The 23321-nt window shown below is 51.9% G+C and carries 24 protein-coding genes and 6 pseudogenes; 13 read left to right on the forward strand and 17 right to left on the reverse strand.

The genetic code is table 11. From position 1 onward, the window contains the following. The first annotated feature begins 25 nt into the window (after window positions 1–25). On the forward strand, window positions 26–487 hold the full coding sequence (locus JVX88_RS32360) for a PQQ-dependent sugar dehydrogenase (protein ID WP_211628988.1): 462 nt from the start codon (window positions 26–28) through the stop codon (window positions 485–487). A gap of 22 nt (window positions 488–509) precedes the next feature. Here the strand turns inward: JVX88_RS32360 and JVX88_RS32365 are convergent, their stop codons facing one another. The 4 genes from JVX88_RS32365 to JVX88_RS43500 all read right to left on the reverse strand — a co-directional run bounded on the left by JVX88_RS32365 (window position 510) and on the right by JVX88_RS43500 (window position 2928). Beyond that, complete coding sequence (locus tag JVX88_RS32365; RefSeq protein WP_211622551.1) at window positions 510–902, reverse strand: DoxX family protein; 393 nt, start codon at window positions 900–902, stop codon at window positions 510–512. Between the two features lie 62 nt (window positions 903–964). Then, window positions 965–1615 (reverse strand): dihydrofolate reductase family protein, encoded by a 651-nt coding sequence (locus JVX88_RS32370; protein ID WP_211622553.1) that lies wholly within the window; start codon window positions 1613–1615, stop codon window positions 965–967. A gap of 31 nt (window positions 1616–1646) precedes the next feature. Continuing rightward, window positions 1647–2285, reverse strand: coding sequence for an SAM-dependent methyltransferase (locus tag JVX88_RS32375; protein WP_263975349.1), 639 nt, complete (start codon window positions 2283–2285; stop codon window positions 1647–1649). 313 nt (window positions 2286–2598) lie between these two features. After that, complete coding sequence (locus tag JVX88_RS43500; RefSeq protein WP_263975350.1) at window positions 2599–2928, reverse strand: response regulator; 330 nt, start codon at window positions 2926–2928, stop codon at window positions 2599–2601. Window positions 2929–3350: 422 nt separating this feature from the next. On the opposite strand from JVX88_RS43500, the gene JVX88_RS39725 reads away from it, so the two are divergent. Then, on the forward strand, window positions 3351–3938 hold the full coding sequence (locus tag JVX88_RS39725; RefSeq protein ID WP_225931250.1) for a biotin/lipoyl-binding protein: 588 nt from the start codon (window positions 3351–3353) through the stop codon (window positions 3936–3938). Window positions 3939–4003: 65 nt separating this feature from the next. Here JVX88_RS39725 and JVX88_RS32385 read toward each other — a convergent pair. Beyond that, a pseudogene (locus JVX88_RS32385) lies at window positions 4004–4435 on the reverse strand (DUF2231 domain-containing protein); the annotation flags it as partial. 563 nt (window positions 4436–4998) lie between these two features. On the opposite strand from JVX88_RS32385, the gene JVX88_RS32390 reads away from it, so the two are divergent. From JVX88_RS32390 to JVX88_RS32400, 3 genes and pseudogenes are all read left to right on the forward strand, one after another. Then, window positions 4999–5268 (forward strand): hypothetical protein, encoded by a 270-nt coding sequence (locus JVX88_RS32390; RefSeq protein ID WP_263975351.1) that lies wholly within the window; start codon window positions 4999–5001, stop codon window positions 5266–5268. Between the two features lie 153 nt (window positions 5269–5421). Next, window positions 5422–6057 (forward strand): TVP38/TMEM64 family protein, encoded by a 636-nt coding sequence (locus JVX88_RS32395; RefSeq protein ID WP_225931251.1) that lies wholly within the window; start codon window positions 5422–5424, stop codon window positions 6055–6057. Window positions 6058–6300: 243 nt separating this feature from the next. Then, a pseudogene (locus JVX88_RS32400) lies at window positions 6301–6606 on the forward strand (Hsp70 family protein); the annotation flags it as partial. Between the two features lie 603 nt (window positions 6607–7209). Here JVX88_RS32400 and JVX88_RS32405 read toward each other — a convergent pair. Beyond that, window positions 7210–7425, reverse strand: a complete 216-nt coding sequence (locus tag JVX88_RS32405) for a hypothetical protein (protein WP_211622559.1) — start codon at window positions 7423–7425, stop codon at window positions 7210–7212. 440 nt (window positions 7426–7865) lie between these two features. Here JVX88_RS32405 and JVX88_RS32410 point away from each other — a divergent pair. After that, window positions 7866–8978 (forward strand): annotated as a pseudogene (locus tag JVX88_RS32410) (GNAT family N-acetyltransferase); the annotation flags it as partial. A 25-nt stretch (window positions 8979–9003) separates the two neighbouring features. Here the strand turns inward: JVX88_RS32410 and JVX88_RS39730 are convergent. Both JVX88_RS39730 and JVX88_RS32415 read right to left on the reverse strand, forming a co-directional pair. After that, window positions 9004–9897, reverse strand: coding sequence for a HEAT repeat domain-containing protein (locus JVX88_RS39730; protein ID WP_225931252.1), 894 nt, complete (start codon window positions 9895–9897; stop codon window positions 9004–9006). Between the two features lie 112 nt (window positions 9898–10009). Continuing rightward, window positions 10010–10573 (reverse strand): phycobiliprotein lyase, encoded by a 564-nt coding sequence (locus tag JVX88_RS32415; RefSeq protein WP_211622563.1) that lies wholly within the window; start codon window positions 10571–10573, stop codon window positions 10010–10012. On the opposite strand from JVX88_RS32415, the pseudogene nuoH reads away from it, so the two are divergent. After that, a pseudogene (nuoH, locus tag JVX88_RS32420) lies at window positions 10455–11369 on the forward strand (NADH-quinone oxidoreductase subunit NuoH); the annotation flags it as partial. The gene JVX88_RS32415 and the pseudogene nuoH sit on opposite strands and share 119 nt — an antisense overlap. A 53-nt stretch (window positions 11370–11422) precedes the next feature. Continuing rightward, window positions 11423–11758: pseudogene (gene nuoI / locus JVX88_RS32425) on the forward strand (NADH-quinone oxidoreductase subunit NuoI); the annotation flags it as partial. Window positions 11759–11788: 30 nt separating this feature from the next. On the opposite strand, the pseudogene JVX88_RS44630 reads toward nuoI, so the two are convergent. Beyond that, window positions 11789–12022, reverse strand: a pseudogene (locus JVX88_RS44630) (DUF6998 domain-containing protein); the annotation flags it as partial. On the opposite strand from JVX88_RS44630, the gene JVX88_RS32430 reads away from it, so the two are divergent. Next, the gene (locus tag JVX88_RS32430) at window positions 12021–13325 is read left to right on the forward strand and encodes a zinc ribbon domain-containing protein (RefSeq protein WP_211622565.1); all 1305 of its coding nucleotides are present in this window, start codon (window positions 12021–12023) and stop codon (window positions 13323–13325) included. The pseudogene JVX88_RS44630 and the gene JVX88_RS32430 overlap by 2 nt on opposite strands. Before the next feature lie 63 nt (window positions 13326–13388). After that, window positions 13389–14369, forward strand: a complete 981-nt coding sequence (locus JVX88_RS32435) for a hypothetical protein (protein WP_211622567.1) — start codon at window positions 13389–13391, stop codon at window positions 14367–14369. On the opposite strand, the gene JVX88_RS42585 is transcribed toward JVX88_RS32435, so the two are convergent. After that, window positions 14351–15637 (reverse strand): chemotaxis protein CheA, encoded by a 1287-nt coding sequence (locus tag JVX88_RS42585; RefSeq protein WP_315875310.1) that lies wholly within the window; start codon window positions 15635–15637, stop codon window positions 14351–14353. The genes JVX88_RS32435 and JVX88_RS42585 overlap by 19 nt on opposite strands. A gap of 43 nt (window positions 15638–15680) precedes the next feature. Between JVX88_RS42585 and JVX88_RS32445 the strand changes: the two genes are divergently transcribed. Together JVX88_RS32445 and JVX88_RS32450 are read left to right on the forward strand one after the other, a co-directional pair. Continuing rightward, window positions 15681–15848, forward strand: coding sequence for a hypothetical protein (locus JVX88_RS32445; protein ID WP_211622570.1), 168 nt, complete (start codon window positions 15681–15683; stop codon window positions 15846–15848). Window positions 15849–15953: 105 nt separating this feature from the next. Continuing rightward, on the forward strand, window positions 15954–17054 hold the full coding sequence (locus tag JVX88_RS32450) for a 4-hydroxy-3-methylbut-2-enyl diphosphate reductase (RefSeq protein ID WP_317134523.1): 1101 nt from the start codon (window positions 15954–15956) through the stop codon (window positions 17052–17054). Between the two features lie 61 nt (window positions 17055–17115). On the opposite strand, the gene JVX88_RS32455 is transcribed toward JVX88_RS32450, so the two are convergent. From JVX88_RS32455 to JVX88_RS32470, 4 genes are all read right to left on the reverse strand, one after another. Next, the gene (locus JVX88_RS32455) at window positions 17116–17886 is read right to left on the reverse strand and encodes a class I SAM-dependent methyltransferase (RefSeq protein WP_211622572.1); all 771 of its coding nucleotides are present in this window, start codon (window positions 17884–17886) and stop codon (window positions 17116–17118) included. A gap of 62 nt (window positions 17887–17948) precedes the next feature. Further along, window positions 17949–18296, reverse strand: coding sequence for a hypothetical protein (locus JVX88_RS32460; RefSeq protein WP_211622574.1), 348 nt, complete (start codon window positions 18294–18296; stop codon window positions 17949–17951). A 49-nt stretch (window positions 18297–18345) separates the two neighbouring features. After that, complete coding sequence (locus JVX88_RS32465) at window positions 18346–19443, reverse strand: ABC transporter substrate-binding protein (RefSeq protein ID WP_211622576.1); 1098 nt, start codon at window positions 19441–19443, stop codon at window positions 18346–18348. A gap of 82 nt (window positions 19444–19525) precedes the next feature. Next, window positions 19526–20143, reverse strand: a complete 618-nt coding sequence (locus tag JVX88_RS32470) for a phage integrase N-terminal SAM-like domain-containing protein (protein ID WP_211622578.1) — start codon at window positions 20141–20143, stop codon at window positions 19526–19528. Between the two features lie 285 nt (window positions 20144–20428). Here JVX88_RS32470 and JVX88_RS32475 point away from each other — a divergent pair, with 285 nt between their 5' ends. Next, window positions 20429–20641 (forward strand): hypothetical protein, encoded by a 213-nt coding sequence (locus JVX88_RS32475; RefSeq protein WP_211622580.1) that lies wholly within the window; start codon window positions 20429–20431, stop codon window positions 20639–20641. Between the two features lie 482 nt (window positions 20642–21123). Here JVX88_RS32475 and JVX88_RS32480 read toward each other — a convergent pair whose 3' ends face one another. The 3 genes from JVX88_RS32480 to JVX88_RS32490 form a co-directional block, all read right to left on the reverse strand. Beyond that, window positions 21124–22002, reverse strand: a complete 879-nt coding sequence (locus JVX88_RS32480; RefSeq protein ID WP_211622582.1) for a polyprenyl synthetase family protein — start codon at window positions 22000–22002, stop codon at window positions 21124–21126. 98 nt (window positions 22003–22100) lie between these two features. Beyond that, entirely contained in the window at window positions 22101–22439 is a 339-nt protein-coding gene (locus JVX88_RS32485) for a cold-shock protein (protein ID WP_211622584.1), read from the reverse strand. Between the two features lie 7 nt (window positions 22440–22446). Then, window positions 22447–23091 carry a DUF1361 domain-containing protein gene (locus JVX88_RS32490; RefSeq protein ID WP_211622586.1) on the reverse strand — a complete coding sequence of 215 codons (645 nt, stop codon included), beginning with the start codon at window positions 23089–23091 and terminating at the stop codon, window positions 22447–22449. Window positions 23092–23321 lie beyond the last annotated feature (230 nt).

Below are 23321 nucleotides of genomic sequence, written 5' to 3' on the forward strand. Positions count from 1 at the left end.
ATGAGCTTTACAATCCCATCGAAATATACAGTCGGCGGTTTTTGATGATCAGGGGAGGCTCTGGACGGTCGAGCACGGAGCCCGCGGCGGCGACGAACTAAATATGCCAGAAAAGGGTAAGAACTACGGCTGGCCGATCATTACTTATGGGGAAGAGTATTCTGGCCAAGCCATCTCTGACATTACTGCCAAGGACGGAATGGAACAGCCGGTTTATTATTGGGATCCTGTGATCGCTCCTTCAGGAATGGAATTCTACACCGGAGCCGCTTTTCCAGAGTGGAAAGGTAACATCTTCGTCGGCGGGCTTGCTTCGCAGCGCCTCGTGCGGCTTGTTATGAAGGACGGGCGAGTCGCCGGCGAGGAACACCTACTGACCGACCGTGGGAGCCGCATCCGCGATGTCCGCCAAGGACCCGATGGCCTTCTATACGTCGTCACCGACGAATCGAACGGCGAACTTCTTCGCATCGCCCCAAAGAAATAGCTCGGGCCGAAGACCATCTCTATCAGTTGCTGCTGCGGCTCGCTCCGGCGAGCCGTCGGCTTTCGGGCCTTAGGTACCAAGAGACGACAGTTAGGGCGAGCAGCAAAGCGGTCGGGAGCAATGTCATAAAACCATCGCCGATCGCAATGTGAGAGAAAAGCGCACCGGACGCGACGAAGAAAAACCCCGCATACGCCCATTCTTTCAGGAGCGGCATTCGCGGTGCGACAAGCACGACGACCCCGAGGATCTTCCAAACGCCGAGCAGCACCAGCAAATACCGCGGATACCCCAGCCGGCCAAAGTTATGCAAGACCTCCGGCATCTTGACCAACTGCAACACCGCACTACCCAGCATCCCGACGCAAAGCCAAAGCGTTGCAACCCAATAGGCAACTACTCTCCAATCAACCATAGGGCATTATCGCAGTTTGCGCCTGATTCTCGATAATGGCCAGCCCCGACTGCACATTCTTATTAGTTATCCGTTTCGATCTGGGGTGTGCCGGTTTTTACGTCGCCGTCGCGTTGGTAAGTGGCGACGATTATGCCGTTTGGCGTGACTTGGCCCTCGGTCACCTTAAAGGCCGCGGGGATGGTGCCGTCCTGAAAGAGGCGTTTTCCGGTGCCGAGCGTGACAGGGAAGATCATCAGCTCGAGCCGATCGACGAGGTCTGCTTTGAAAAGCGTCTGCAGCATATTTGCACTGCCGAAGATGTGCAGATCAGGTCCGTCGGTTTGTTTAAGTTCCCTGACTTTCTCCGCCAGATCGCCTCCAAGAAAAACCGTCGGCTGCCAGTCGCTCGACGTGCGGGTGTTCGAAGCGACGTACTTTAGAATCAAGTAGGGCAACAGACACATGACGCCAGTGAAGTTAGACCCCAAGAAGTAGGGCCAAGCGCGAAACCGCTGCATCCGTCCATCGGCGAACATGAGGCAGCCATAAATCATCGACCAGATGCCCATCAGCCAGAAAATTGCTGGAATAAAGGCATTCAGGGTAGTCCAGTTGAAGCTGAGGAGCTGCTTACCCACAAACCAGGTATAGGGACGATCCAGCGGGGCAATCCACAGCGTGTAGGCCGTGAATCCGATCCAAATTGTTCCCAAAATCAGCTTGCTTACCATTGGTTTGCCTAGCAGCTCCAACGTGTTCTGCTCAAAATGCAGTCATCACCTGCACTAACTCTTTCGAGATATCAGTATCACCGTAGCTCTTTTGCTTGAATAACACCCCTGCTAATAGGTAGATATTAGAGGAATAGAATGCTTTACGAGCTGCCCGCAACGCTTGGATGGTTTGCTTTACCTTGACTTCTGAACTGTAATAGCCGAATTGCAGCGGAGCAATCATAAAGTCTACGATCTGGTAGCCTTGAGCTAGAGCATGTTCAATCGTTTCAACCGGATTTGAATAGGCCGAAATCAACGACAACACCTGATCACAGCCCAGCGACAGCAGCTTGCGAGTCAATACGGCCCCGTCCGAACCGCCATGCAGGGATGGCATGTACAGGTCATTGTCAGGAGCTGGCAGATAGGGAGGGTTAGAAATTAAACACTTGGCATCGGTCTGCTGCCAACCTTCAAAGAAGCACTGGTTGCGGACAATGTAGTGACGCCCCAACTGATACTGACGAATTCGCGATTGAGCTACCTGACAGGCCGTGGAGTTTAACTCATAGCCATAAACTGTACCTTTGAACTGAGTTCTGAGCAAGCTATGGATCACAGGGCTGCCGTCTCCGGAGCCAAATTCAATCACCCGATCGGCCTGGGTGCAGCGGCTAAAAACCATTTTCTCCAAGCACTGAGAGTAAAAGTGAGACTCTTCGGGGCAGAAGAACACCTCATTGGGTGAATGACTCGATGAATACTCAGAGTGATCAACCTGAGATGCGGTTTGTCCAGAGTTTATCAATGTTCCTGTCAAGGTGTTACCTCACTGTTTGTATTGTTGAAAGCTGAGTGACGTTGCGGTGGATAAACCACAGCCAGATCCGACCCCGGCTCAGGCATAGTCTGAGCATTTGATCAATTGAAATTGCATTGAAATGGGTCAGATGAATGGGTTAGCTGAATTAGCCAGATCTGCCACTTGGTCCGCTTAATCACGGTTTGCTATAGCCATCCTTTCTTGACCGACGCAGGTGTTTCAGAATCGAAAGGCCGTCCTTTCCCGGTACCATGATATCCAGCACGATCACATCGTAGGCATTGTTCATAGCTCGCCCATAGCCCTCGTCTCCGTGATCGCAATAGTCTACGACAAAGCCTTGCTCTTTTAACCCAGCCTGAACAAAATTAGCAATTTTTGCCTCATCTTCTACAAACAGGATGTGCATAACGGCTTGATCCCATCCCTGACTCTGGCTAGGAGTATTCTTGCGTCTTCTCCAGGATAGCTCCACCGCCACTCTAGCGATTTTCTTACGGTTCATTGAGAAAGATTACAAAATTGTAATCCGACCAACAGGCCCCCGATCATTCTAGGCTGCTTCAATCAACAGCAGGGGCTTCTAGAAATTACCTGGTATTCTATGTAACACCAAATCAGTCGAGCGATGTTGGCAGAGCAACAGCAACGAATTTAACAATAAAGTCCAACAATGAAGTAAAAGCAGAAGTAAAAGCAAAGTAAAAGCGGCAATTTATCTATCTTTCTAGGCATTTACCCAATTGATTGCAGTTGCCAAACTATTAAAGCGAGTCTAAAGCGAGTCAGTTAAAGCGAGTCGGTAACAATTCGCACGGTTCCCAGCTGTTGTCGCCTTGTTTGTAACCGTATCTACAGCCATTTATAATCGCAGCTAACCATCACTTGTAACGCTAACTGTTCCGAACTTCAGGGGTAAACCAGAGCATGAAACTCAATTTCTATGGTTTTATGTGTAGTAATGTTGCGAGGCTACGCCTAGTCTTGGGGTCGCTGGGCCTAGCTGGGCTGTTGCTCTTTCCTAGCGGATGCAGCCTGATTCCACCGGGAGAAGCCCAGACCCAATCCTCCGAACAGCGCCAATCAGGGCCTGTAGCGGTAGATGTGGCCGTAGCTCAAACTGGGCAGATTGAAGCTGAACTAGCCTACACCGGTACAACTTTGCCCTACCGGGAAATTTCGGTGCGTTCGCAGGTGGAGGGGCAGGTGCTGGATGTGGCTGTGGATGTAGGCAACCCGGTGCGGCAAGGGCAGATCGTGGCCCAGCTGGATGATGCCATTCTGACGGCAGCCGTGGTAGAAGCTGATGCGGAAGTAGCAGCCCGACAGTCAGAAGTCGCTAGTTTGCAAGCCGAGGTGAACGATGCTCAAACCCAGGTCGAGCAAGCCCAGCTAGAACTGCAACAGGCCCAATCAGACGCTACTCGTCTAGAAGAGTTGTTTCGCTCTGGAGCCGTTTCTGAACAGGCGGTGGAACAGGCCCGCACGACAGCAGCCACAGCAGAACAAGCATAGCCAATTACGGCTACTTTATGACGGTAAATTAACTCTGCACCATACCACCCTGTTACACCCAGTGCCCCAGCCACGATTAAGGAAAGGATAATCCCGAATGGCAAAATAGGTCCAGCTTGATCGCCCCATCGCAATGCCAGATTAATCACCGACAGGCCCAGCGCGGCAACATTGCCGACCATATGAATCCAACCAGCACTATGCTGACGCACACGGTCAATTCTGAGGAAATCCATCATGCCGGTAATGGCGGCAATAATCCCCGTTACAAAACCAGCACCAATTAGCCAGAAGGAAGCCCTGGCCCAAAACAAATCACCAGTTAGCCAATAGACCAAGTCAGTGAGTAGAGGAGCTGTCAAAAATGCAATTGGAAACGTGACCAACAGCGGATGAAGTGGATGCCCAATAATAGCCACGGTGCTAGGTACACCGCTATCCCGGTATTCCTGCTCATCACTTTCAATAAAGGGTGGAATGTTTGGTGTTTGCGTCATAGTGTTTCCTCATAGAATCACGATGTGATTGAAGCCATTCTTCCCTATCGTTTGGGAGAGTTGCTGTTTGCATCTACTCCTTTTGATAGAGGTTAATTTAGCAAAATGATTTATCGCTGTGCTTCCCGATTGCATCAGTAATTATCTATATATCACCATTTACAAAAGAAGTTTCGCTGCAGCAACGTTTTTCTACCTAAAGGTATAGTTGGTTGCCTGCTATGGGCAAAAAGAGTTGCTGAACTGCCTTTGTTCTTTTCCCTATCATTCTTATCCATAGCAGGCAGAACGCCTGCTTTATAGTGAACAACAGTTGGCGCAGAACGCCTGCTATTGAACAGCAGTTGACGAATAACAAGGTAATCACAGTTTAATGAAAATCAACATGGATCAATCTCTTCAGTCAATTATTAATCATGTGTTCCTATGGTTATCTAAACTCATCTAATCCTTTAGTTACTAACTGAAACTCATCAATTCCCTCAGTTGACAGAGGTTGATAAAAACTTGATTTCCTAAGATTTCAATAGAGCACATAAAACAAACGATTTTGAAGGTGTGTTATGACCACGAATTCAATGGATCAAGACCAGCGAGTTACTAAACAGCCGATGTCGCCTGAGGAAGTTGATCCTCGCCAAAAAGCAGAGCAAAAGAAAGAGCTAGAAAAGAAAGGAAATCAGCTCACGATCAACCCTGGTGATCGAATTGATGAATCAAAATCGCTGCAAGAAAAAGCGCAACAGGTTGCGGTAGACGCCCCCGATATTACCGGCGAACACATCGTGGTGCCTACGTATTTCAGAAACCCCTCGCTTTGTCAGAACCAGTAGGATCATCAACCTCAGTCACACTCAGTCACACCCGGTCACGCTCAGAATTCTTTAATCGCTTCTCAGGTCAGATTCAGCAAAATTTCAGCCAGGCAGAGTTCAATCAAAGCGACCATCGAAGGACAATCGCTGATGATAGGCCGCTGGCAACGAATGCCCACTCATCTCCTCTTGCTGCTGGTTGGCTTGGCGGCAGCCGTTCTGTGCCATTATTTGCCCTGTCAGTTGTTGGTTGATCAACCTGCTTTAATCAACTATCTCCACATGGCAGGTCGAAAAGCGATGGTGCTGTTTCTGATTGCCCATGTGGTGGCAACTGCCGTTGGCTTACCGGGAACCTGGCTGGTTGTGAGTGGCGGAGCCGTGTTTGGGTTAGTTTGGGGCACAATTCTGTCAACCATTGGCGCAACCCTGGGGGCGATTGCAGCGTTTTATCTGGCTCGCTTGCTGCTGCGAAACCGGATCGAGCGGCGATTCAGTCAACACAAAATCATGCAAAAGCTGAATCAGATGGTAAGCTGCCATCAGTTCCACTGTGTTTTAGCGATTCGCGTGGCTCCGATCTCGCCTTTTAACCTGGTCAACTTCTTGTTTGGGTTAACCCCGATTCACCTGCGGCCCTACGCGCTGGGTACATTTTTGGGCATTATTCCCGGTACGGCGGCCTATACCTGGTTGGGTGAGTCTGGCCTAAAAGCCTTTCGTGGCGAGGGATTGACCCAATTAATGGCCGCACTGGTCTGCTTGGCTTTACTGTCGCTGCTGCCGCTGCTAAAACCCCAAAAGTGAGGAATCTCCGAAATCCTTGAGTTGGAAAGAAATCAATCCCAAAGTTAAGACATCACCCCTGCACTTGACGGTTCTCTGGCTTGACGGAAAACCCCACCCTATCCATTATGGGTAGCAAGATACAATGAAGGCAGCCACTTTGCCGTATTACAGTTTAGGCAGCCAGTTTAGATCGCATTAGGCAGTAGTTAGGTAGCAATTAGGTAGCAGTTAGTCAGCAATCAGCGAGGAGAGCCGCAGCGAATGGGAAAAGTAGTTGGCATTGACTTAGGAACAACCAATTCGGTCGTTGCTGTGATGGAAGGCGGCAAACCCATTGTCATTGCTAACGCTGAGGGAATGCGGACAACCCCCTCTGTCGTAGCCTTTACCAAGGACGGTGAGCGATTGGTAGGACAGATGGCGCGGCGGCAATCGGTTCTAAATCCGCAAAATACTTTCTATGGCATCAAGCGGTTTTTAGGCCGTAAGTATGCCGAACTCAACGAGTGTACAATTGTCCAGACCGTAGTGCGGCCAGTCGCTGGGCATAAAGCTGGCTGCCCGAGGCGGGTTGACTGGGCGTCTGGATGGCAACTGATTTCGCTCCTTGGCTAAACTCGGGTCGATGGGCGGCGGCAACTGGTGTAACGGTGGTTGAAGCAGTGTTAGAACTACAAAGCTGATCTACGGTTGATCGGCGATTCAACAAGGCATCCCAGAACTGCTGGGGCGGTGTTGCTGGTTTCCAGCCGGGGACTTTGCCTTGCATCAACAGGCTTGCCGTGAGAACACACAAATCACTCATCGCTAGACGCTTCTTGTCGATACGATATGTGTATATTCACAGAGGCTTAGCACGGCATCAGGAAGCTTGACAGTAAATTTACCGGTTTTCTGAGAAATATGTCACTTGTGTGAAATTTGACTAAAGCGGTCGCCGCTCGAAGCCCAAACCGCGACAATGATTCACTTGCTATTGGCAACTCAGAGATCTACCCTACAGGTTTACCGAATCATGGGGTTATCCTGCTTATCTTCACAATCTGCTTTAGCCTGAGTATAATTACTTAAGGCGCGGTTCGGCGATCGGCAGTCGTAGATAGCGCGAAGCCAGCCCAGTAAAACAGCCCAGTAAAACAGCCCAGTAAAACAGTAGCCTCAGAAAACCATTTAAGAAAACAGGTCAACTCTAATCCAGGCCGAAGAGAGCAAAATACCAAGCAACATCAGGAGTTGAATCTGCCAGGGTGCTACCACGATCGCAACGACCAAACTCACTAAGGCAACTGCCATGCAGCCAACTGCCACCTCCACAGACCTCGTTTGCACCTTCTCATAGAGAAAGGCAGACCCTAGCATAATCATCAAAGCCGTAATAAATCCCATTTCACCATCTCTCCTTCATCGCGTAGCGCCTCTAAAGCGCCAGGATGTCTGTTGAGAACTCACTGTTGAACTGTTAGGTTGAACTGTTAGGTCGAACTGTTAGGTTGAACGTTAGAACCTACTTCATCATTTGGCTGAAGGGTTGGCATAACTTTGGATCCATCTGAGGTAACCTCCTCTCCGGACTAATTGTTAACGAATCTCGTCAATCGCCACTTCAGGTGTTGTGAATCACAACATATCACAAACTCAAACAACCTTGTAGAATCTTTAAGTCCGCCCGAGGAGATTTCATAAAGTTAAAAATCCTTGTCTGGTAGAAACTTAAGCAAAATAAGAAATAGTGCCCCTTAGTCCAGGACGATCATGCTTACCTATCTTTTAGCGATTGTGGTTGGTTTAGGTAGCTTCAGCCTCTACTCAACAACTTCCCCGCCGGTTGCTTCGTGGCGCTGCTCGACGAGAAGGTCGTCGGCTACTGCGCCACGATGCAGATCGGCCAGACCCTGGCGTTCGAGGATCACACTTGGGACGAGATCACCGGCAACGGCTTCGGCAGCCGCCACGATCCGACCGGCGACTGGCTCTATGGCTACGAGATGTGCGTCGATCCCAAGGTGCGCGGCGTGCGCATCGGGCGCAGGCTCTACGAGGAACGCCGCGCGCTGGCCGAGGAACGCGACCTGACCGGGATCGTGTTCGCCGGACGGATGCCGAACTTCAAGCGCCACAAGCGCAAGGTCGGCGGGCCGGAGGATTATCTCGAGCAGGTGATCGCGGGCAAGATCCACGATCCCGTACTGCGGTTCCAGCTCGCCAACGGGTTCGAGCCCGACCGGGTGATGCGGGGCTATCTGCCCGAGGACAAGAAGTCCGAGGCCAACGCCGTGCTGATGGTCTGGCGCAATCCTTATGTCGAGCGCGACCAGCCGGTGAAGAAGCGCCTGCCGCGCGGAGTGGAATCGGTCCGCGTTGCCACCTGCCAATTGCAGGCGCGCGCAGTCGCTGACTATGCGGAGTTCCTCCGCGCGATCGAATATTTCGTCGATGTCGCAAGCGATTACGAGGCGGACTTCATCGTCTTTCCCGAACTGTTCACGCTGATGCTGCTGAGCTTCGAGGAGAAGGAACTCTCGCCGGTCGAGGCGATCGAGCGGCTGTCCGAATACACCCCGCGCATCAAGGCCGACATTTCCGACATGGCGATGCGGTTCAACATCAACATCGTTGCGGGATCACACCCGACCCGGCTCGAGGATGGCGACATCCATAACGTCGCCTACGTCTGCTTGCGCGATGGTTCGGTCCACGGGCAGGAGAAGATCCACCCGACCCCGAACGAACGGTACTGGTGGAACATCCGCGGCGGCGACAGCATCGACGTGATCCAGACCGACTGCGGCCCGATCGGGGTGCTGATCTGCTATGACAGCGAATTCCCCGAACTCGCGCGGCGTCTCGCCGACGAGGGCGCGCGGATAATCTTCGTGCCATTCTGCACCGACAGCCGGCAGGGCTACCTGCGCGTGCGCTATTGCAGCCAGGCGCGCGCGATCGAGAACCAGTGCTTCGTCGTCCTCAGCGGCAATGTCGGCAACCTGCCCAACGTCGGCAACATGGATATCCAGTACGCGCAGAGCTGCATCCTGACGCCGTGCGATTTCCCCTTCGCGCGCGACGGCATCGCGGCCGAGGCGAGCGAGAACGTAGAGACGCTGACGATATTGCCGCTTTGCGCACATCTAACGCTGGATCGTGAATCGCCGCTAGCAACGGCGGCACCGCGGCCGGATAATGGACTTGCCCCAGGGCGGCTGCGGCTTCGGTGCGAATCAGCGGTTCTGGATCGCTGAGGGCCGCCACCAGCAGTTGACACGCCTGGGCCTCGGGCTGTTCCTGCGCCACATGGCCGAGTGCCCCAATCACGGCACAGCGCACATCCAGCGAGGCATCATCGAGGGCGCGATAGAGATAGTCTGAGGCTTCTGAGCCAATAAAGGCCAAGGCCCAAGCTGCATGCCCCTTAATATCTTCCGGCTGATCCGGATCAGCCAAAATGGTCAACAGCGCGGGAACCGCCGCTTCTCCGGTGCGGGCCAGTGCCCCAGCCGAGGAACTGCGTACCACCGTATCCTCATCGTGCAGAAACGCCTGCAGCAAAGCCGGCACCGCTGTAGGATCGGCAATCAAGGTCAGCGTTTTGGCCGCCGCCCGCCGCACCACTACATTCGGATGGTCTGCTAAGGCTGCCACCAGCACCGGCGTCGCCACTTCGCCAATCTCGCCGAGGGTTTCGGCAAACCGTAAGCGCATCAGGCCGCGCGGATCTCCCAACCCCTCGACCAATCGCCGCAGCAACGGCTCACTCGGGTCCAGGGTGCCCACGGTAATTTGGTGATTCACGGCCTCGATCAAGGCATCATTGGCCGCCGGATCCAACCCAGACGATTCCACCAGGTGCGAGTTACTCATCGATCGTGTATCTATCGTGGTTCAATCAAATTCAACCAGAGCAGTAGCCAGCCTGGGGGCAGCCCCCTCAGCTGACGGGCTGAGTTCACTCGATGCTCCAGGTTCTATTGTTTCATGATTCTTGGCGGTCGTTGATCCAGTTTGCCGCCCGGGCCCGATTATGCTCAATCATCGCCGCTAAGTCAGCGTCTGAAACATAGCGTTGTTCCGAACAGTAGGTCATCAAATAGATGCCGTTCAACATGCGCACCGTGCTGACCCGCACCCGAAAATCGTCGGTCATAAACCAGCAGCGTTCCTGCCCTTGATGCTGCTCATACTCGGTCTCAATCGTCAAAATCCCATCCGGGCCAAACCAATAACGGCTGACCACCGGAATCTTTTCGACATAGCCTTGATTGCGCAACAGTTTGCCCGCTCGCCCGGTAGCGTCATCCGGCACATCCACCAACACCGCCGCCTGCTCAGGATTGACCGTCGCGGTCGCTTCATGCGCCTGCCAGAGAAAGCTAGCGCCGCCCTTGGCCAACGCCGGATCAATGCCTTGCAGCTTAATGGGGCCATTTGGCATGTTGGTTCCGGTGGCGGACGTGCTTAAGCTCCTATTCAAGGAAAATATGTACCCGGCAAAGACTGACCCGTTGCTGTTTGCCGTCGCGCCACTGTTGGTGTTCATCCCCGTCTTTTTGTCGTTTTTGATCGTGCCGTTTGGGCAAAACCTGGTGATCACCAATCTCAACATCGGGATTTTTCTCTGGGTCTCCCTCTCTAGCATTGCGCCGATCGGTTTGTTGATGGCGGGCTACTCCTCGAATAATAAATATTCACTCTTGGGCGGTTTGCGGGCAGCGGCTCAGTCGATTAGCTACGAGATTCCGTTGGCGCTGTCGATTTTGGCCGTCGTGATGATGTCCAATTCCCTCAGCACGATTGATATTGTCAATCAGCAGGCAGACTATGGCATTTTGAGCTGGAACGTCTGGCGGCAGCCCGTTGGGTTTGTGATTTTCTGGATCGCGGCCTTGGCCGAGTGTGAACGGTTGCCCTTCGATTTACCTGAAGCGGAAGAAGAGCTAGTAGCGGGCTACCAGACCGAATACAGCGCGGTCAAGTTCATGCTGTTCTATGCCGGTTCCTATGCCAACTTGGTGCTCTCGGCGCTGTTAGTAGCGGTGCTGTATCTGGGCGGCTGGGAGTTTCCAATTCCGGTGAGTATGATCGCTAACTGGATTGGAGTGAGTGAATCTACCCCCTGGCTTCAGGTAATTACGGGCACATTGGGCATTGTGATGACGCTGTTCAAGGCTTACCTGCTGCTGTTCCTGGCCATTCTGCTGCGCTGGACGGTGCCCCGCGTTCGGATTGATCAATTGTTAGATTTAGGGTGGAAGTTCTTGCTGCCGGTGTCGCTGGTAAATCTACTGCTGACCGCTGGGCTAAAGCTGGCATTTCCCGTTGCCTTTGGCGGCTAGTCTCATAAGTCTTAATTTTCTTGTCCTAGAGCCGATCGACCTGAGAGAACCTTATGCTCAAATTCCTGAAGCAAGTTGGTGACTATACCAAAGAGGCGGTTCAAGCTGCGAAATACATCGGTCAAGGGTTGTCCGTTACCTTCGACCACATGCACCGTCGCCCGGTTACCGTTCAGTATCCCTATGAAAAGTTGATTCCCTCCGAGCGGTTTCGGGGCCGGATTCACTTTGAATTTGACAAGTGCATTTCCTGTGAAGTCTGCGTGCGGGTTTGTCCAATTAACCTGCCCGTTGTGGATTGGGAATTCAACAAAGAAACCAAGAAGAAAAAGCTGAACCACTACAGCATCGATTTTGGCGTTTGCATCTTCTGCGGCAACTGTGCCAAGGGTGCGATCTGGTGCGAACATCCTCGCCTTGATCTGGATACGCCGCCCATCTGCGCCGAGTGCGTCATAGCCGGGCATCCGCGCATCCACGAGGGTGAGCCCCATAATCCGCGCAGCCTCATACTCGCCAATCTCACCGGTAATCCCAAGCGGTTTGCCAGTCAGCCGATAGTAAGCTGTTGCGATCTCTCTTGCCCGTTCGAGCAAGGCCGAAAGATCGTCCAATGGTATCGGAGATGCGGAAGTCATTGAGGTTCGCTCCATGACCGAACTTGGCGGCCAGCCCTCTGAATGGCAATGGTTATGCGCGGGAGGCTGGTCCGCTTTACTTCCGTATATTGAAAGGGAGCCTGCTGTGGCGAAAATCCGGGATGCGTATGGAAACTCGCCAGCATCGGGCTTCACGATGGACTTCTTTGCGCTCAATGCGCCGGGCGCAAATCAAGCCTATCTCGCCAGTCCATTTGTTTCGACGTTCAAGCCGGTCAGCCTCCTGACTGAAAGGGGCTGCAATGTCCGGCTTCTTGTGCGGCTGTGCTCGATCACTCCGCCACAAGTCATCCGCCAAGCCCTTGCCGATCCCAATGTGACTCTTCGCTACTACACGAGCCGGAGCTTCCACGCGAAGCTCTACATCATCGACGACATCGCGTTGGTGGGGTCCGCGAACCTGACAGACAGCGGATTGATGACGAACCGCGAAGTCTCCGTTGTCCTGCGAAAGGAGCGCGATCCGGCCTTCGACGACTTGCCAGCCATGTTCAACTTATTTTGGGACTATGCTGACACGATGACGCCAGAGATATGCTCGCAATACGAGCAAGCCTTCAAAGCAATCGGAAACGCGAAAGAGGAGGCAGCATTTCAGGCCCACCTCGAAAAGTTCGTCGGAGCCGCCACCCCGCCGAGCGCCAAGGTTGGGAGCGACAGAATATCTGCTCGTCGCTCGTTCATTCAGGGGCTACGCCGCAAGTATGATGAACAGCTTATCCCGGCCTTTCAGGAGGTCGAGGAGATATTCCTCGAACTTGGCAAGCGTCGCCCCGAGTTCGCCGACGCGGACCCGGAGATCGAACTGGGAAGGTTCCTCGGATGGCTGCGTATTGCACGAGCCCCCGGCGATAGTTGGCAGGCAGTAGCACTTCTCGACAGGCCGCAACGTCACCAACGCATAGCTGGCTTCCTTGAAGAATGGCATGACACAGAAGACACAGCAGTGGGCGACATGTTTCAGGGCGAAAATGAGGTCGCCAACATCAATCGCCTACGAGCCGCGCTTGCTTCGCCCGATACAAGGCTGATTCTGGTAGGTCCAGCCTATACTTCTCAGACTTGTCATAAGTGCCTGCATATTCACTCTGTTCGAGGTGAATCTTACCGGAGTGGCAAGACGTTCAGTTGTGGGCATTGTGGATGGCACGGTGACGCTGATTTGAATGGTGCAAAAAATATTTCAGTAATGGGGTACTTTTTAGCCGTACCTCGTGGCTCAGGCCTTGCTTGCTCCTTGAGTGACGGGCGCATCTATTGGTTGGGGGAGGACTTAGGGAGAAAAGAGCGAGAATAGAAGCAACAGATAAAAAAGGGCAAACCCCAGTGGAGATGCCCCAATCAAACAAAATGTACTTCTATGGTAACGCTGCAAGAGATCGTCAGTCCAACGAATTTGGAATGGCAGCAAATGCAAGAAAATCTGCATCACAATCGCACCTTGGCTGGATTGGTGTTAGCGGCATGGCAAATCGGATTATGGCTGGCGCATGGGTTAGTCGAAGCGGAACTGGACCAACGGGCACAGCAAGTCAGGGCATGGGGGCATTGCCCAAAGTGTGGTGCGACGTTGCACAGTAAAGGCTATGTCAGTCGTCGGATGTTGACGTTAGTGGGCTGGGTGGAGTGGCGACGGCGAGTCGGGCGGTGCCCCAACCGATGTAGCGGCAGCCAGGTAGTGCCGTTCGACGAAACCCTGGGGATCGGCCCCTATCAGCAAACATCGGTGGGACTGATGCGACTGGGCTGTCTGCTAGTGGTATTCGTACCGTTTGAACTAGCAGTGAGCTTGCTGAAGCAACTAAGTGGGGTCAAGATTAGCGATGCCATCTTATGGCAGTGGGTGCAGCGTTATGGGCACGAGGCAATGACGCAGGAGCAACGCCAATTGCAACAGTGGAATCAAGGCAATAAACCGCTGTTAGAGCCGATGAATGTCCAAATCGCAGCGCTTGCCTTGCTCATCGGAGCTGATGGGGTCACCGTGCCACCCCCCAACCGTGCCAAAGGCAAGATTGGTTACCAGGAAGTTAAAGTTGCCCTCCTCGCCCGCTTAGGCAGTCGGCTGAAACGCTCAGGCGAATCTGTGACACAACTGATGCAGCGCCGCCTGGTTGCCGTGCGAGGCGCGATTTACGATCTGCAAGACCGCTTACAAATTGAGGCACACCAACAAGGGATTGAAACGGCACCCCAAGTGGCCTGGATCAGTGATGGCGCCAGCGGATTGTGGGGCTTGTTTGAACGCTGCTTTGCCCCCATTGCCCTGGGCATCTTAGATTTCTATCATGCTTGTGAACATCTCAACGAGGCGGCTCAAGCCTATGTGAGAGCAGCGTAAGTGGCTGAGGTCTCTGAATTGGGATCTAGCATCCGATCCACTAAGGTCGCGGCATCGATCACGGGAACTAGACTACCATCGCTCAAGATGGTGCAACCATAGGTGTAGGCTGGAGGAGCAATGGCGGCTCCGAACGGTTTAATCACCAACTCCTGTTCGGTAATCAGTCGATCCACCTCTAGTGCAAAGCTATGTTGTGCTCGCTGAATGACCAAGATAGGCATCGCCCATTCCTTTGGAGCGGGTGAGCCAGACAGCGCGGCCCGGATAGAATTTTCCGGCAGTGGGCAGGCATAGTGGAGCAAATCAGCCAATCGATACATCGGCACCAATTGGTTCCGCCAGTGTAGAAACCGCTGTGCCCCCGTTTGTTTGAGCTGTTCTGCTTTAGGCACTAAAATTTCTTCGATGCTGTCAGCAGGAACGGCAATTGGTGTGGCATTCACCAGACAGGTTAATAGCTTGGCGATTGTTAGGGTGAGAGGAATGCGCAGTGTGAAGGTAGTCCCTTGACCGGGTCTGGAATTGACCGACAGGCTACCTTTCAATGCCCGCACCTGGGAGCGCACCACATCCAAACCAACTCCCCGCCCTGATAATTCACTCACCTGACTTGCGGTAGAAAAGCCCGGTTCAAAAATGAAGTCAAGCAATTGAGTCGGCTTTGTGGTTTCCAACGCTTCGCCAGATAACCAGCTTAGTTCAACCGCTCGTTTACCAATCCGCTGTAGATCAATGCCTTGACCATCATCCACGATCTCAATTAGCGTTTGGTTCCCACGATGATAGGCACGAATTTCAATGCTGCCCTGTTCCGGTTTACCTCGCTGCTGCCGTATCTCCGGCGTTTCAATTCCGTGATCAAAGGCGTTCCGCAGTAAGTGCAACAATGGGGCATAGAGTTTTTCTAGCACCATTTTGTCTACCAACACGCTGGTACCGCTGAGTTTGAGGCTAACGGATTTGTTGTATTTGGCAGAGAGGTCACGCAAAACTCGCGGAAAGCGGCTCAACACATTACCCAAGGGCAGCATGCGTGCCCACATCAGTTCGTTTTGCAGTTGGGTCAGCTTTTGCCGTTGTTCGGTGAGAGTTTGGTTGGATTGACCAGCAAACAGACCGACATCTTCTAGCCTCTCTTCGAGCTGGATCACTTGCTCCCAAATTTCCTGAAGTTGAAAATGCAGCGTGCTGTAGCGGTCCATTTCTAAGGTATCGAAGCCAGCTAGGAGGGTAGAGGTGGCACCGAGTTTGTCGCTTGGGACCAATTGAGGGCTAGAATGAAACAGTGCCCAGGACTATATCGAAAATGTGCTGGCAGATGTGCAGCCGGGAGGCATTGTCCTGCTCCACGACGGCGGCGGCGACCGTTCTAAAACCGTGGCAGCGCTACCCACAATTATTCGCAGCCTCAAAGCCCAGGGCTATCGCTTTGTTACGGTTCCAGAGTTGTTGCAGCTAGAATCGGACGGCTGGTAATCCCAATCAAAATTTATCCAGTGGGCAATCCGACTGCTATTGAGTTTCCTCTGGCGTAGGGATAGTAAAGCCGTGAGCTGCAAGGAGCAAGTTGCGTCAATCCCTTTGCCGTCTTCTGATACCCTGAAAACAGGTGAAACGCCAGATTACTCTCCCGATCAATTCCACGATCAATCTCCCGATCAACGCATGGATACTAAAGCTTTTAAGCGCTCGCTCAACAACTCGGACAACTATCACCGCAAGGGATTTGGCCATGAGGCCGAAGTGTCTAACCTGATGCAGTCCGAGTATCAGAGTTCTCTGATCCAGGAAATTCGCGACAATCAATACCGACTGCGGCGCGGCGATGTCACGATTCGGTTAGCGGAAGCCTTTGGATTTTGCTGGGGCGTGGAGCGAGCAGTGGCGATGGCCTACGAAACGCGGCAGCATTTTCCGACCGAGCGGATCTGGATCACGAACGAAATTATTCACAATCCGTCGGTAAACCAGCGCCTGCGAGAAATGCAGGTGGAGTTTATTCCGGTGCAGGGCAACCAAAAGGATTTTTCTGGCGTTGAACGGGGCGATGTGGTGATTCTGCCCGCCTTTGGAGCCAGCGTCCAAGAAATGCAGCTCCTGAATGACAAAAACTGCACAATCGTGGATACCACCTGCCCCTGGGTCTCGAAGGTGTGGAACACGGTGGAAAAGCACAAGAAAGTCAGCTTTACCTCCATCATCCACGGCAAATACAACCACGAGGAAACCATTGCCACTAGCTCATTTGCCGGCACCTATCTGATTGTGCTGAACCTGGAGCAGGCCCAATATGTGTGCGACTACATTCTGAATGGCGGCGACCGCAATGAGTTTATGGCCAAGTTCAGCAACGCTTGCTCGGCTGGCTTCGATCCGGACCGCGACTTGGAACATGTTGGCATCGCGAACCAAACCACAATGCTGAAGGGCGAAACCGAGCAAATCGGCAAGCTGTTTGAGCATACGCTGATGAAAAAATACGGCCCAGACCGGCTGAACCAGCATTTTCAGAGCTTCAACACCATCTGCGACGCCACTCAGGAACGGCAAGATGCTATGTTCAAGTTAGTCGAGGACCGGCGCTCGGTTGCGGGCACCCTGTTGATTGCCATCGATGGAACTGAATACTTTAGTTCGAGCCAAATCCACTGCTCGAACGGCTACTGGCAGCTACAGCACTGATTCGCTCGCAGCCCCTTGAATGTGCAAAGAGGTGCTGCAATGTCTATTAGCGGTGAGTTAACTAACGCACTGCTAATAAAATCCGATCGTCAAATCGCTGCCAGATTGTACTGACTTCTCGAAAGCCTGCCTCTTGTAGGGCTGCCTCATGAATCACCAGCGTTGGTTCATGCTCGGTAAATCGAGGTTGAAAGCGCCGATGTCGTTCGGTGAGCAAATCTTGGAGTTCTACTTCTTGCTCGATCGCCTGCCACCACTGCTGCCAATCTTCCTGATTTCTCGCGACAAATGCCTGCTCTTCCTGCTGCGTCTGCACTGCTTTGGCTATCCGTTGAAACGTAGTTAGATGCGGCGGAAAGTAAAGATGATCGCCGTTGAGAAACACGCCACCCGGACGCAGAATTTGACCGAGTTTCTGATAAAGATGCACTAATTGATCAATTCGCAGCCAGTGCAGTGCAGTGGTCGTTAAAATGGCATCAACCTGAGTTTCACCCATTGGTTCTAACCATGCATCCTGCGTTAAATCTGCTTCGATCCAACGCAGTCGATCGCCCATTGACCCTAACACGCCCTGACCGATCGCCAGCAAAACGGGATCGTAATCAATGGCAATACAGGTGGCTTGCGGGAATCGATTGAGTAAACGTTGACTGATTGCACCGGGGCCACAAGCCAGATCAATGGCAGTGAACGATGCAGGTAACAGGTAAGCGATCGTATCGAGCATGACTTGAAACCGTTCTTCTCGATAGGGGAGATATCCGCTTTGCTGCGCGTCCCAACGCTCCAGCCAGTGATGCCAGTTGATTTTGAGCAGATTGTTTGTCATGGTTTTGCCGAGTAAATGAACGATTTGCGATGGCGCTACACGCCGCTCGGAGAGCGATGGCGCTACACGCCGCTCGGAGAGCGATCGCGGGGATGGGCCGGTAACTGAGCAGCGATTAACTGTCGTGAATAAGGATGCTGGAGTTTGCTTAAATCCAGGGAATCGATCGATTCAACGATTGCTCCGTTGTGCATGATGACAAAGCGATCGGCAAGATATGCAACGGCAGCCAGATCATGGGTGATAAACAGGTAAGACAGGTGAAATTGTTGCTTTAGATCGAGCAGCAAATCCAGAATTTGAGCTTGAATGGTCATGTCAAGATTGGAGACGGGTTCATCTAACACAATGAGTTTTGGCTTGAGAACTTGCTCCCAGCAGCGATCGACGGGTGAAGCGGATGTTTTCACGATCAGACATAGAAGTTGCCTATTCAGTCGATAGTAATTACACAAGTTACTAAACCGTTACCTCTTTATTGAATCGCTCAATCCACTCCGAACGCTGCTTACTGATTGTTTCCCAATCCTGGTAGATGTATTTCTCATAGTCATCAAAGGTTTTCGCAATTTTTTCGGCCAGAATTCCCGTTAAGGGCGCATTTTTATTCACGGGTGCAATGAAGTAGGGCTCAGATGCCATTGCCGTTTGCACCTCCGTACTGAGGGCTGCATCGATATAGGCCGTTGCCAGCTCAGCGCTGGAAACCGGATTCTTCACCACATGCATCGAGGCACCGAACGCATAACTGCCTTCCTTGGGGATCACCCAATCCACATCCACACCTTTGCTTTGCAGCAGCGCAATGCTGCTGAGGTTATGCGGGGCAATATCGATCTCGCCCTGCTGGAATAGAGTGCCAAGCGCACCGAGGTTGGGTGCAATTGCCGCCACGTTGGGCAACAGTTCTTTCACAGCCTTGAAGGCTGGCTCTAGATCCGTCTCACTGCCACCATGCATTTTGGCAATTTCCACCATCCAGCCGGTGCCTAGCGTGCTGCTCATGTTGGTAATGCCGACGCGCCCTTTGTATTCTGGCTTCCAGAGGTCGGCCCAAGAGGTAGGAGGGGTGGTAATCTTTTTGGGATTATAGGCGATGCCAACAAACTGGAGGCCAATAATCGGTCCCCAATCCCCGCCTCCTGACTTTTGGTAGCGCGGCAGCACATCGTTGTAGTGCTTACTTGCTTGGGTTGGGAAGGGTTGTAAAATCTCATCCTTGGGCGCCGTGATTAAGGGTCCCGGATCGAGAATTGCCACATCGAAGGGTGGATTCGTGGCACCTGCGGCCTGCAACCGGGCGACTTGGTCAACGGCAAACATGGGCACTAGGGTTACATCCGACCCCGTTGCTTTCTTGAAAGCAGGCACCAAGATTTTGCGATGGGCATCTTCCCATGTGCCTTGGTAGGTTGCTGCAACTAGCTTGCCGTCCGCTCCAGATTGGGCTGATCCGCCTTCAGTCGATTGATTAGCGCAAGAGTTCAATCCCGCGATTGTCAGTCCTGCGCCAAAGCTTGCGCCTAAAAAAGTCCGGCGTTTCAAACGATAATCCATGTCCTAAATCACTCCTGAGACGGTATATGCAATCGAGATATAGCAGATTACAATTGCGAATGAATAGTGCGAATGAATAGCGTTACAAAAGAGGGATAACTAGCGGACCCCGATCAAGGTCTTGCTGATGCAGTCTTCTTACAAACTGCAAGTGCCCCTGCAAAGGTTCGATTAACCGATTGGGTAACATCGTCACCCGACTTTCCTTGCCTTTGGTATCGCGAATGACCAACTGGTGCTGAGCAAAATCAATATCCTTCACCCGTAACTGCAACCCTTCACTCAGGCGCAACCCACTGCCGTAGAGCAATTGCACCACCAGTTTATAGACACCATACAGATGAGCAATGATACGCTGCACTTCCTCTGGGGTCAAAACGGTGGGCAAGGAGCGTGACGGCTTTGCCCGCACTGCATCAACTCCAACTAATTCCTGCTGCAAGACAAACCGGTAAAGAAAGACGATCGCGTTGAGCGCCTGGTTCTGAGTGGTGGATGCAACGTGTTCGGTTACAGCGAGATGGGTGAGAAACTGTGTCACTTCCGGTGTTCCCATCTCACTAGGATGCCGTTTATTGTGAAACAGGATAAAGCGGCGAATCCAGTAAAGGTAAGTCTTCTCCGTACGGTAAGAGTAATGCTTGACTCGAATCGCATCACGCACTTGGTCGAGAAGCTTTCGAGGGCGAGATTCTAACATCGAATGTAGAGTAATTCTGTATAAAAATATACTCAATATTATGAGTGTTCTACTGAGGTTGCCAGGGCAGATATACGGATCTTTGCTGTAGATCCACCCTGATTGAGGTGAATACACAGCCGCCTTGCTGTCGATCCCGCTCTTTGGGGTGAATCTACAGCAAGGAATGTGTCTATTCTGTATAGATAGGCAGATCTACAGAATTACTCTGTACAATAAATTGTTAGCTGGAAAAACTCAGTGCTGCATCATGGATGTATCCCTCTATCCAAGACGCAAAAATCTATGACAGATAGAAATAGAAATCAATACCTGTTGGAATTGGCAAAACGCAATGTCAAAGCCTATATTGCCAATCCGAAAACCAAGGCTGCAATGGTTGCAGGCTCAGTCGCTGAGGGGCTGTGCGATGAATATTCGGATTGTGATATGAGCATTTATTACGACGAACTACCTTCAGAAGAAGAATTGCAGCTTGCACGTCAACCCGACCGTTGAAAGATGGTTGGTTGAGAACGAAAGGTTATTAGCGGCGGGTGAAGCGGGTCGTTAGGCTGCTGGGTTACCTGTAAGTGTATTGCAGTAATCGATCGACTCAAGCAAAAAGATGAGAGTGATAGTCAGTGATGCACTGCGAATCACAAGCTACAAGTGTTGTGTTGACAAGTCCCTGCCCTTTTTCTAAGCTTAGGGCATGAAAGTTAGCCGCCGCCAGCGATCACAGACTTGGTTATTGCGAACTGTCCACCTGATTGACCGTGAACTGCTGAAATTAGGAATGAAAGAAACAGAAGTGAGCCGAATGCTTTGCGTTTCATAATATCCACACCCGCGAGGGCACCTCAGGCAGAGGTGTCGCTATAAACATTTAGGTTATTGCGTGGACGAAACTAGGCGAATCTTATACGCATTTTTCTATGACGTCAAGAAAAAAATCGGTATCGCAGGGCAGATATGAGGAGATTGAAGAAAATCCGAGATCAGTTTGACCTAAGAGTCAGGTATTCAACTAGATCAATCAAAAGCTCAGTGTTGTCGCCGAGAGCATCAATAATGTCGATCGCTTCATGCTTTACTTTTTCTGCGAGGTTGCGTGTTTCTTCAATGCCGATCGCGGCCGGATATGTCGCCTTTTCAGCAGCGACATCCTTTCCGGCAGTCTTGCCAAGAATTTCGGTCGAACCGGTTACGTCGAGAAGGTCGTCGATTATTTGATACAGAAGCCCGATCCTTTTTCCATATTCGGAGATGATCGAAAAAGAACTATCACGAACCTCTCCGATCACCGCTGCGGCGGCAGCACTAAACTCGATAAGTGCTCCGGTCTTGTTGCTGTGTACTTCCTCGAGCTGTTCAACGCTGATCTTTTGTCCTTCAAACAATAGATCTAACTTCTGCCCTACAACCATCGAAGCCGCGGCCTTACCCAAACCCGAGACCAGTTTTGAGCGCGTGGCGTCATCAAGAGAATCATCCTCCGCGATCGTCTGGAATGCCAATGCCTGAAGTGCGTCGCCGGCAAGGATCGCCGTGGCTTCTCCAAATCTTTTATGGCAGGTTTCTCTGCCGCGACGCAGATCATCGTTATCCATCGAGGGGAGGTCGTCGTGTATCAACGAGTAGGTATGGAGCATCTCGATGGCCGAGGCCGTTCGCACGAGACGTTCGGCCGCTATATCAAAATGTTTCCCGACCGCAAACAGAATGGCCGGACGAAAACGTTTACCGCCGGCAAAAAGACTCCAACGGATTGCCTGCCTAAGTTCTTTAGGGCCGCGACCGGATTCGGGGATCAACCATTCCAGCTCACGGTTGATCAGCTCTGCAGATCCTTCCAGAAATGGTTCGAAGGTGTTCATCAAAAGTCGAATTATCGGGCATCGGTGCGGGAATATCAATCAGTCGGGTTTTGCTATGTAAACATTGGTCGGTAATATTCACTTAAAGATTATGGCGGTTACAGATACTGAATTTCGTGCTGCGCTATCGCACTTCCCAAGCGCGATTGCGATAAACGGCTTTCCAACTCCGAAACTCGCAACCAAGGCTTGACCCTGGCTCCTTCAATAAAGGCATGACAGGCCCGCTGTTTGCCATCCCGATCCTGTCCGAGCTGGTAGTAAATCACATCCCCAACCTGAGGCCGACGGGTGGACTCTTTCAAATCACAAATATGCAGAAACACTCGGCGGCTGCCGTCATCCGGTCTGATAAAGCCAAAACCGCGCTTGTCTTGCCACTCGATCAGCTGACCTCGGCGCAAGGATTGGCGCAAATTTGCCCTGTCCTTAGCCAAATCTGCATTACTCCAACACTTCTTTGCCCATGCGTAAATATCGATAGCGGAGGTACAACCCCAGCGTCACTTGCTTCATGATCCAATAAAACACGGTCAGAATCACAAAGGTAATTGCCATCACCGCCACTGGCTGCTTGCTGGTCAGATCATCCAGGGTTGTAATCAAAACGTTGCCTGGTTCGGTGACGAGATCCCAGCTATTGAAGCGACGGAAGCGTCCGATATAAACACCAATCGCACAGAGCAGATGCATGAGGATTTCTACCGCCCACACGACCGTTCGGCTGGCCCCCTGCTTGCGGAGATAATAGCCCTGGTTAATCAAAGACACGACATAGGCTTCAAAGCCGCCTAAAATTGCCGTGATATGCATGGGAATCAGGATTAAGCCGACCACCCACATCGAGATTCCAGCCCGTGTACCGCGAATCAGGTGAATAATATCGGTCAGGAGATAGGGAGCGTTGGGCAAAAACGCTAAAAAGACGACCCAGACAAGCCACCAAATAAAGGTGCGAGAAATTTTTGATCGGCGGAACAGCCAGAAGCTCAGCGTCAATGGGATAACCGCAAGAAACAGATTCCAGAGAATCCAGCCGCTATAAACATTTGAAAACGCGAGGAAAACTTCATACAGCCTTTCTCTCATAGCATGCCCCGTTGCTTTGGTTGACCCTAACCTAGATTAACCTCCGGTTAGGAGGAGATGGCAGGGGTCAGTAGAATTCATCTCTAAAAATTAAAACTTTTTGAGGAAAAGACCAATTTGCGTGAATTCACCTCTATAGTCCTATGGAAGCCAATCCTATTCGCTTTAACATCTGTTCATGAAGTTATGGAAGCAAACAGTGAGTTTGGTGATTAGGTTATGTGATTCTG

The sequence above is a fragment of the Leptolyngbya sp. 7M genome (genome assembly GCF_018128485.1).

Coding starts and splice junctions, on each gene's coding strand:
- JVX88_RS39730 (WP_225931252.1), bottom strand. CDS start 9,897: ATGAGTAACTCGCACCTGGTGGAATCGTCTGGGTTGGATCCGGCGGCC.
- JVX88_RS32470 (WP_211622578.1), bottom strand. CDS start 20,143: ATGTTAGAATCTCGCCCTCGAAAGCTTCTCGACCAAGTGCGTGATGCG.
- JVX88_RS32390 (WP_263975351.1), top strand. CDS start 4,999: ATGACCACGAATTCAATGGATCAAGACCAGCGAGTTACTAAACAGCCG.
- JVX88_RS32435 (WP_211622567.1), top strand. CDS start 13,389: ATGGTAACGCTGCAAGAGATCGTCAGTCCAACGAATTTGGAATGGCAG.
- JVX88_RS32455 (WP_211622572.1), bottom strand. CDS start 17,886: ATGACAAACAATCTGCTCAAAATCAACTGGCATCACTGGCTGGAGCGT.
- JVX88_RS32415 (WP_211622563.1), bottom strand. CDS start 10,573: ATGAACACCAACAGTGGCGCGACGGCAAACAGCAACGGGTCAGTCTTT.
- JVX88_RS32490 (WP_211622586.1), bottom strand. CDS start 23,091: ATGAGAGAAAGGCTGTATGAAGTTTTCCTCGCGTTTTCAAATGTTTAT.
- JVX88_RS32465 (WP_211622576.1), bottom strand. CDS start 19,443: ATGGATTATCGTTTGAAACGCCGGACTTTTTTAGGCGCAAGCTTTGGC.
- JVX88_RS32430 (WP_211622565.1), top strand. CDS start 12,021: ATGACCGAACTTGGCGGCCAGCCCTCTGAATGGCAATGGTTATGCGCG.
- JVX88_RS32405 (WP_211622559.1), bottom strand. CDS start 7,425: ATGGGATTTATTACGGCTTTGATGATTATGCTAGGGTCTGCCTTTCTC.
- JVX88_RS32475 (WP_211622580.1), top strand. CDS start 20,429: ATGACAGATAGAAATAGAAATCAATACCTGTTGGAATTGGCAAAACGC.
- JVX88_RS32480 (WP_211622582.1), bottom strand. CDS start 22,002: ATGAACACCTTCGAACCATTTCTGGAAGGATCTGCAGAGCTGATCAAC.
- JVX88_RS32395 (WP_225931251.1), top strand. CDS start 5,422: ATGCCCACTCATCTCCTCTTGCTGCTGGTTGGCTTGGCGGCAGCCGTT.
- JVX88_RS32365 (WP_211622551.1), bottom strand. CDS start 902: ATGGTTGATTGGAGAGTAGTTGCCTATTGGGTTGCAACGCTTTGGCTT.
- JVX88_RS43500 (WP_263975350.1), bottom strand. CDS start 2,928: ATGAACCGTAAGAAAATCGCTAGAGTGGCGGTGGAGCTATCCTGGAGA.
- JVX88_RS32370 (WP_211622553.1), bottom strand. CDS start 1,615: ATGGTAAGCAAGCTGATTTTGGGAACAATTTGGATCGGATTCACGGCC.
- JVX88_RS39725 (WP_225931250.1), top strand. CDS start 3,351: ATGAAACTCAATTTCTATGGTTTTATGTGTAGTAATGTTGCGAGGCTA.
- JVX88_RS32375 (WP_263975349.1), bottom strand. CDS start 2,285: ATGGTTTTTAGCCGCTGCACCCAGGCCGATCGGGTGATTGAATTTGGC.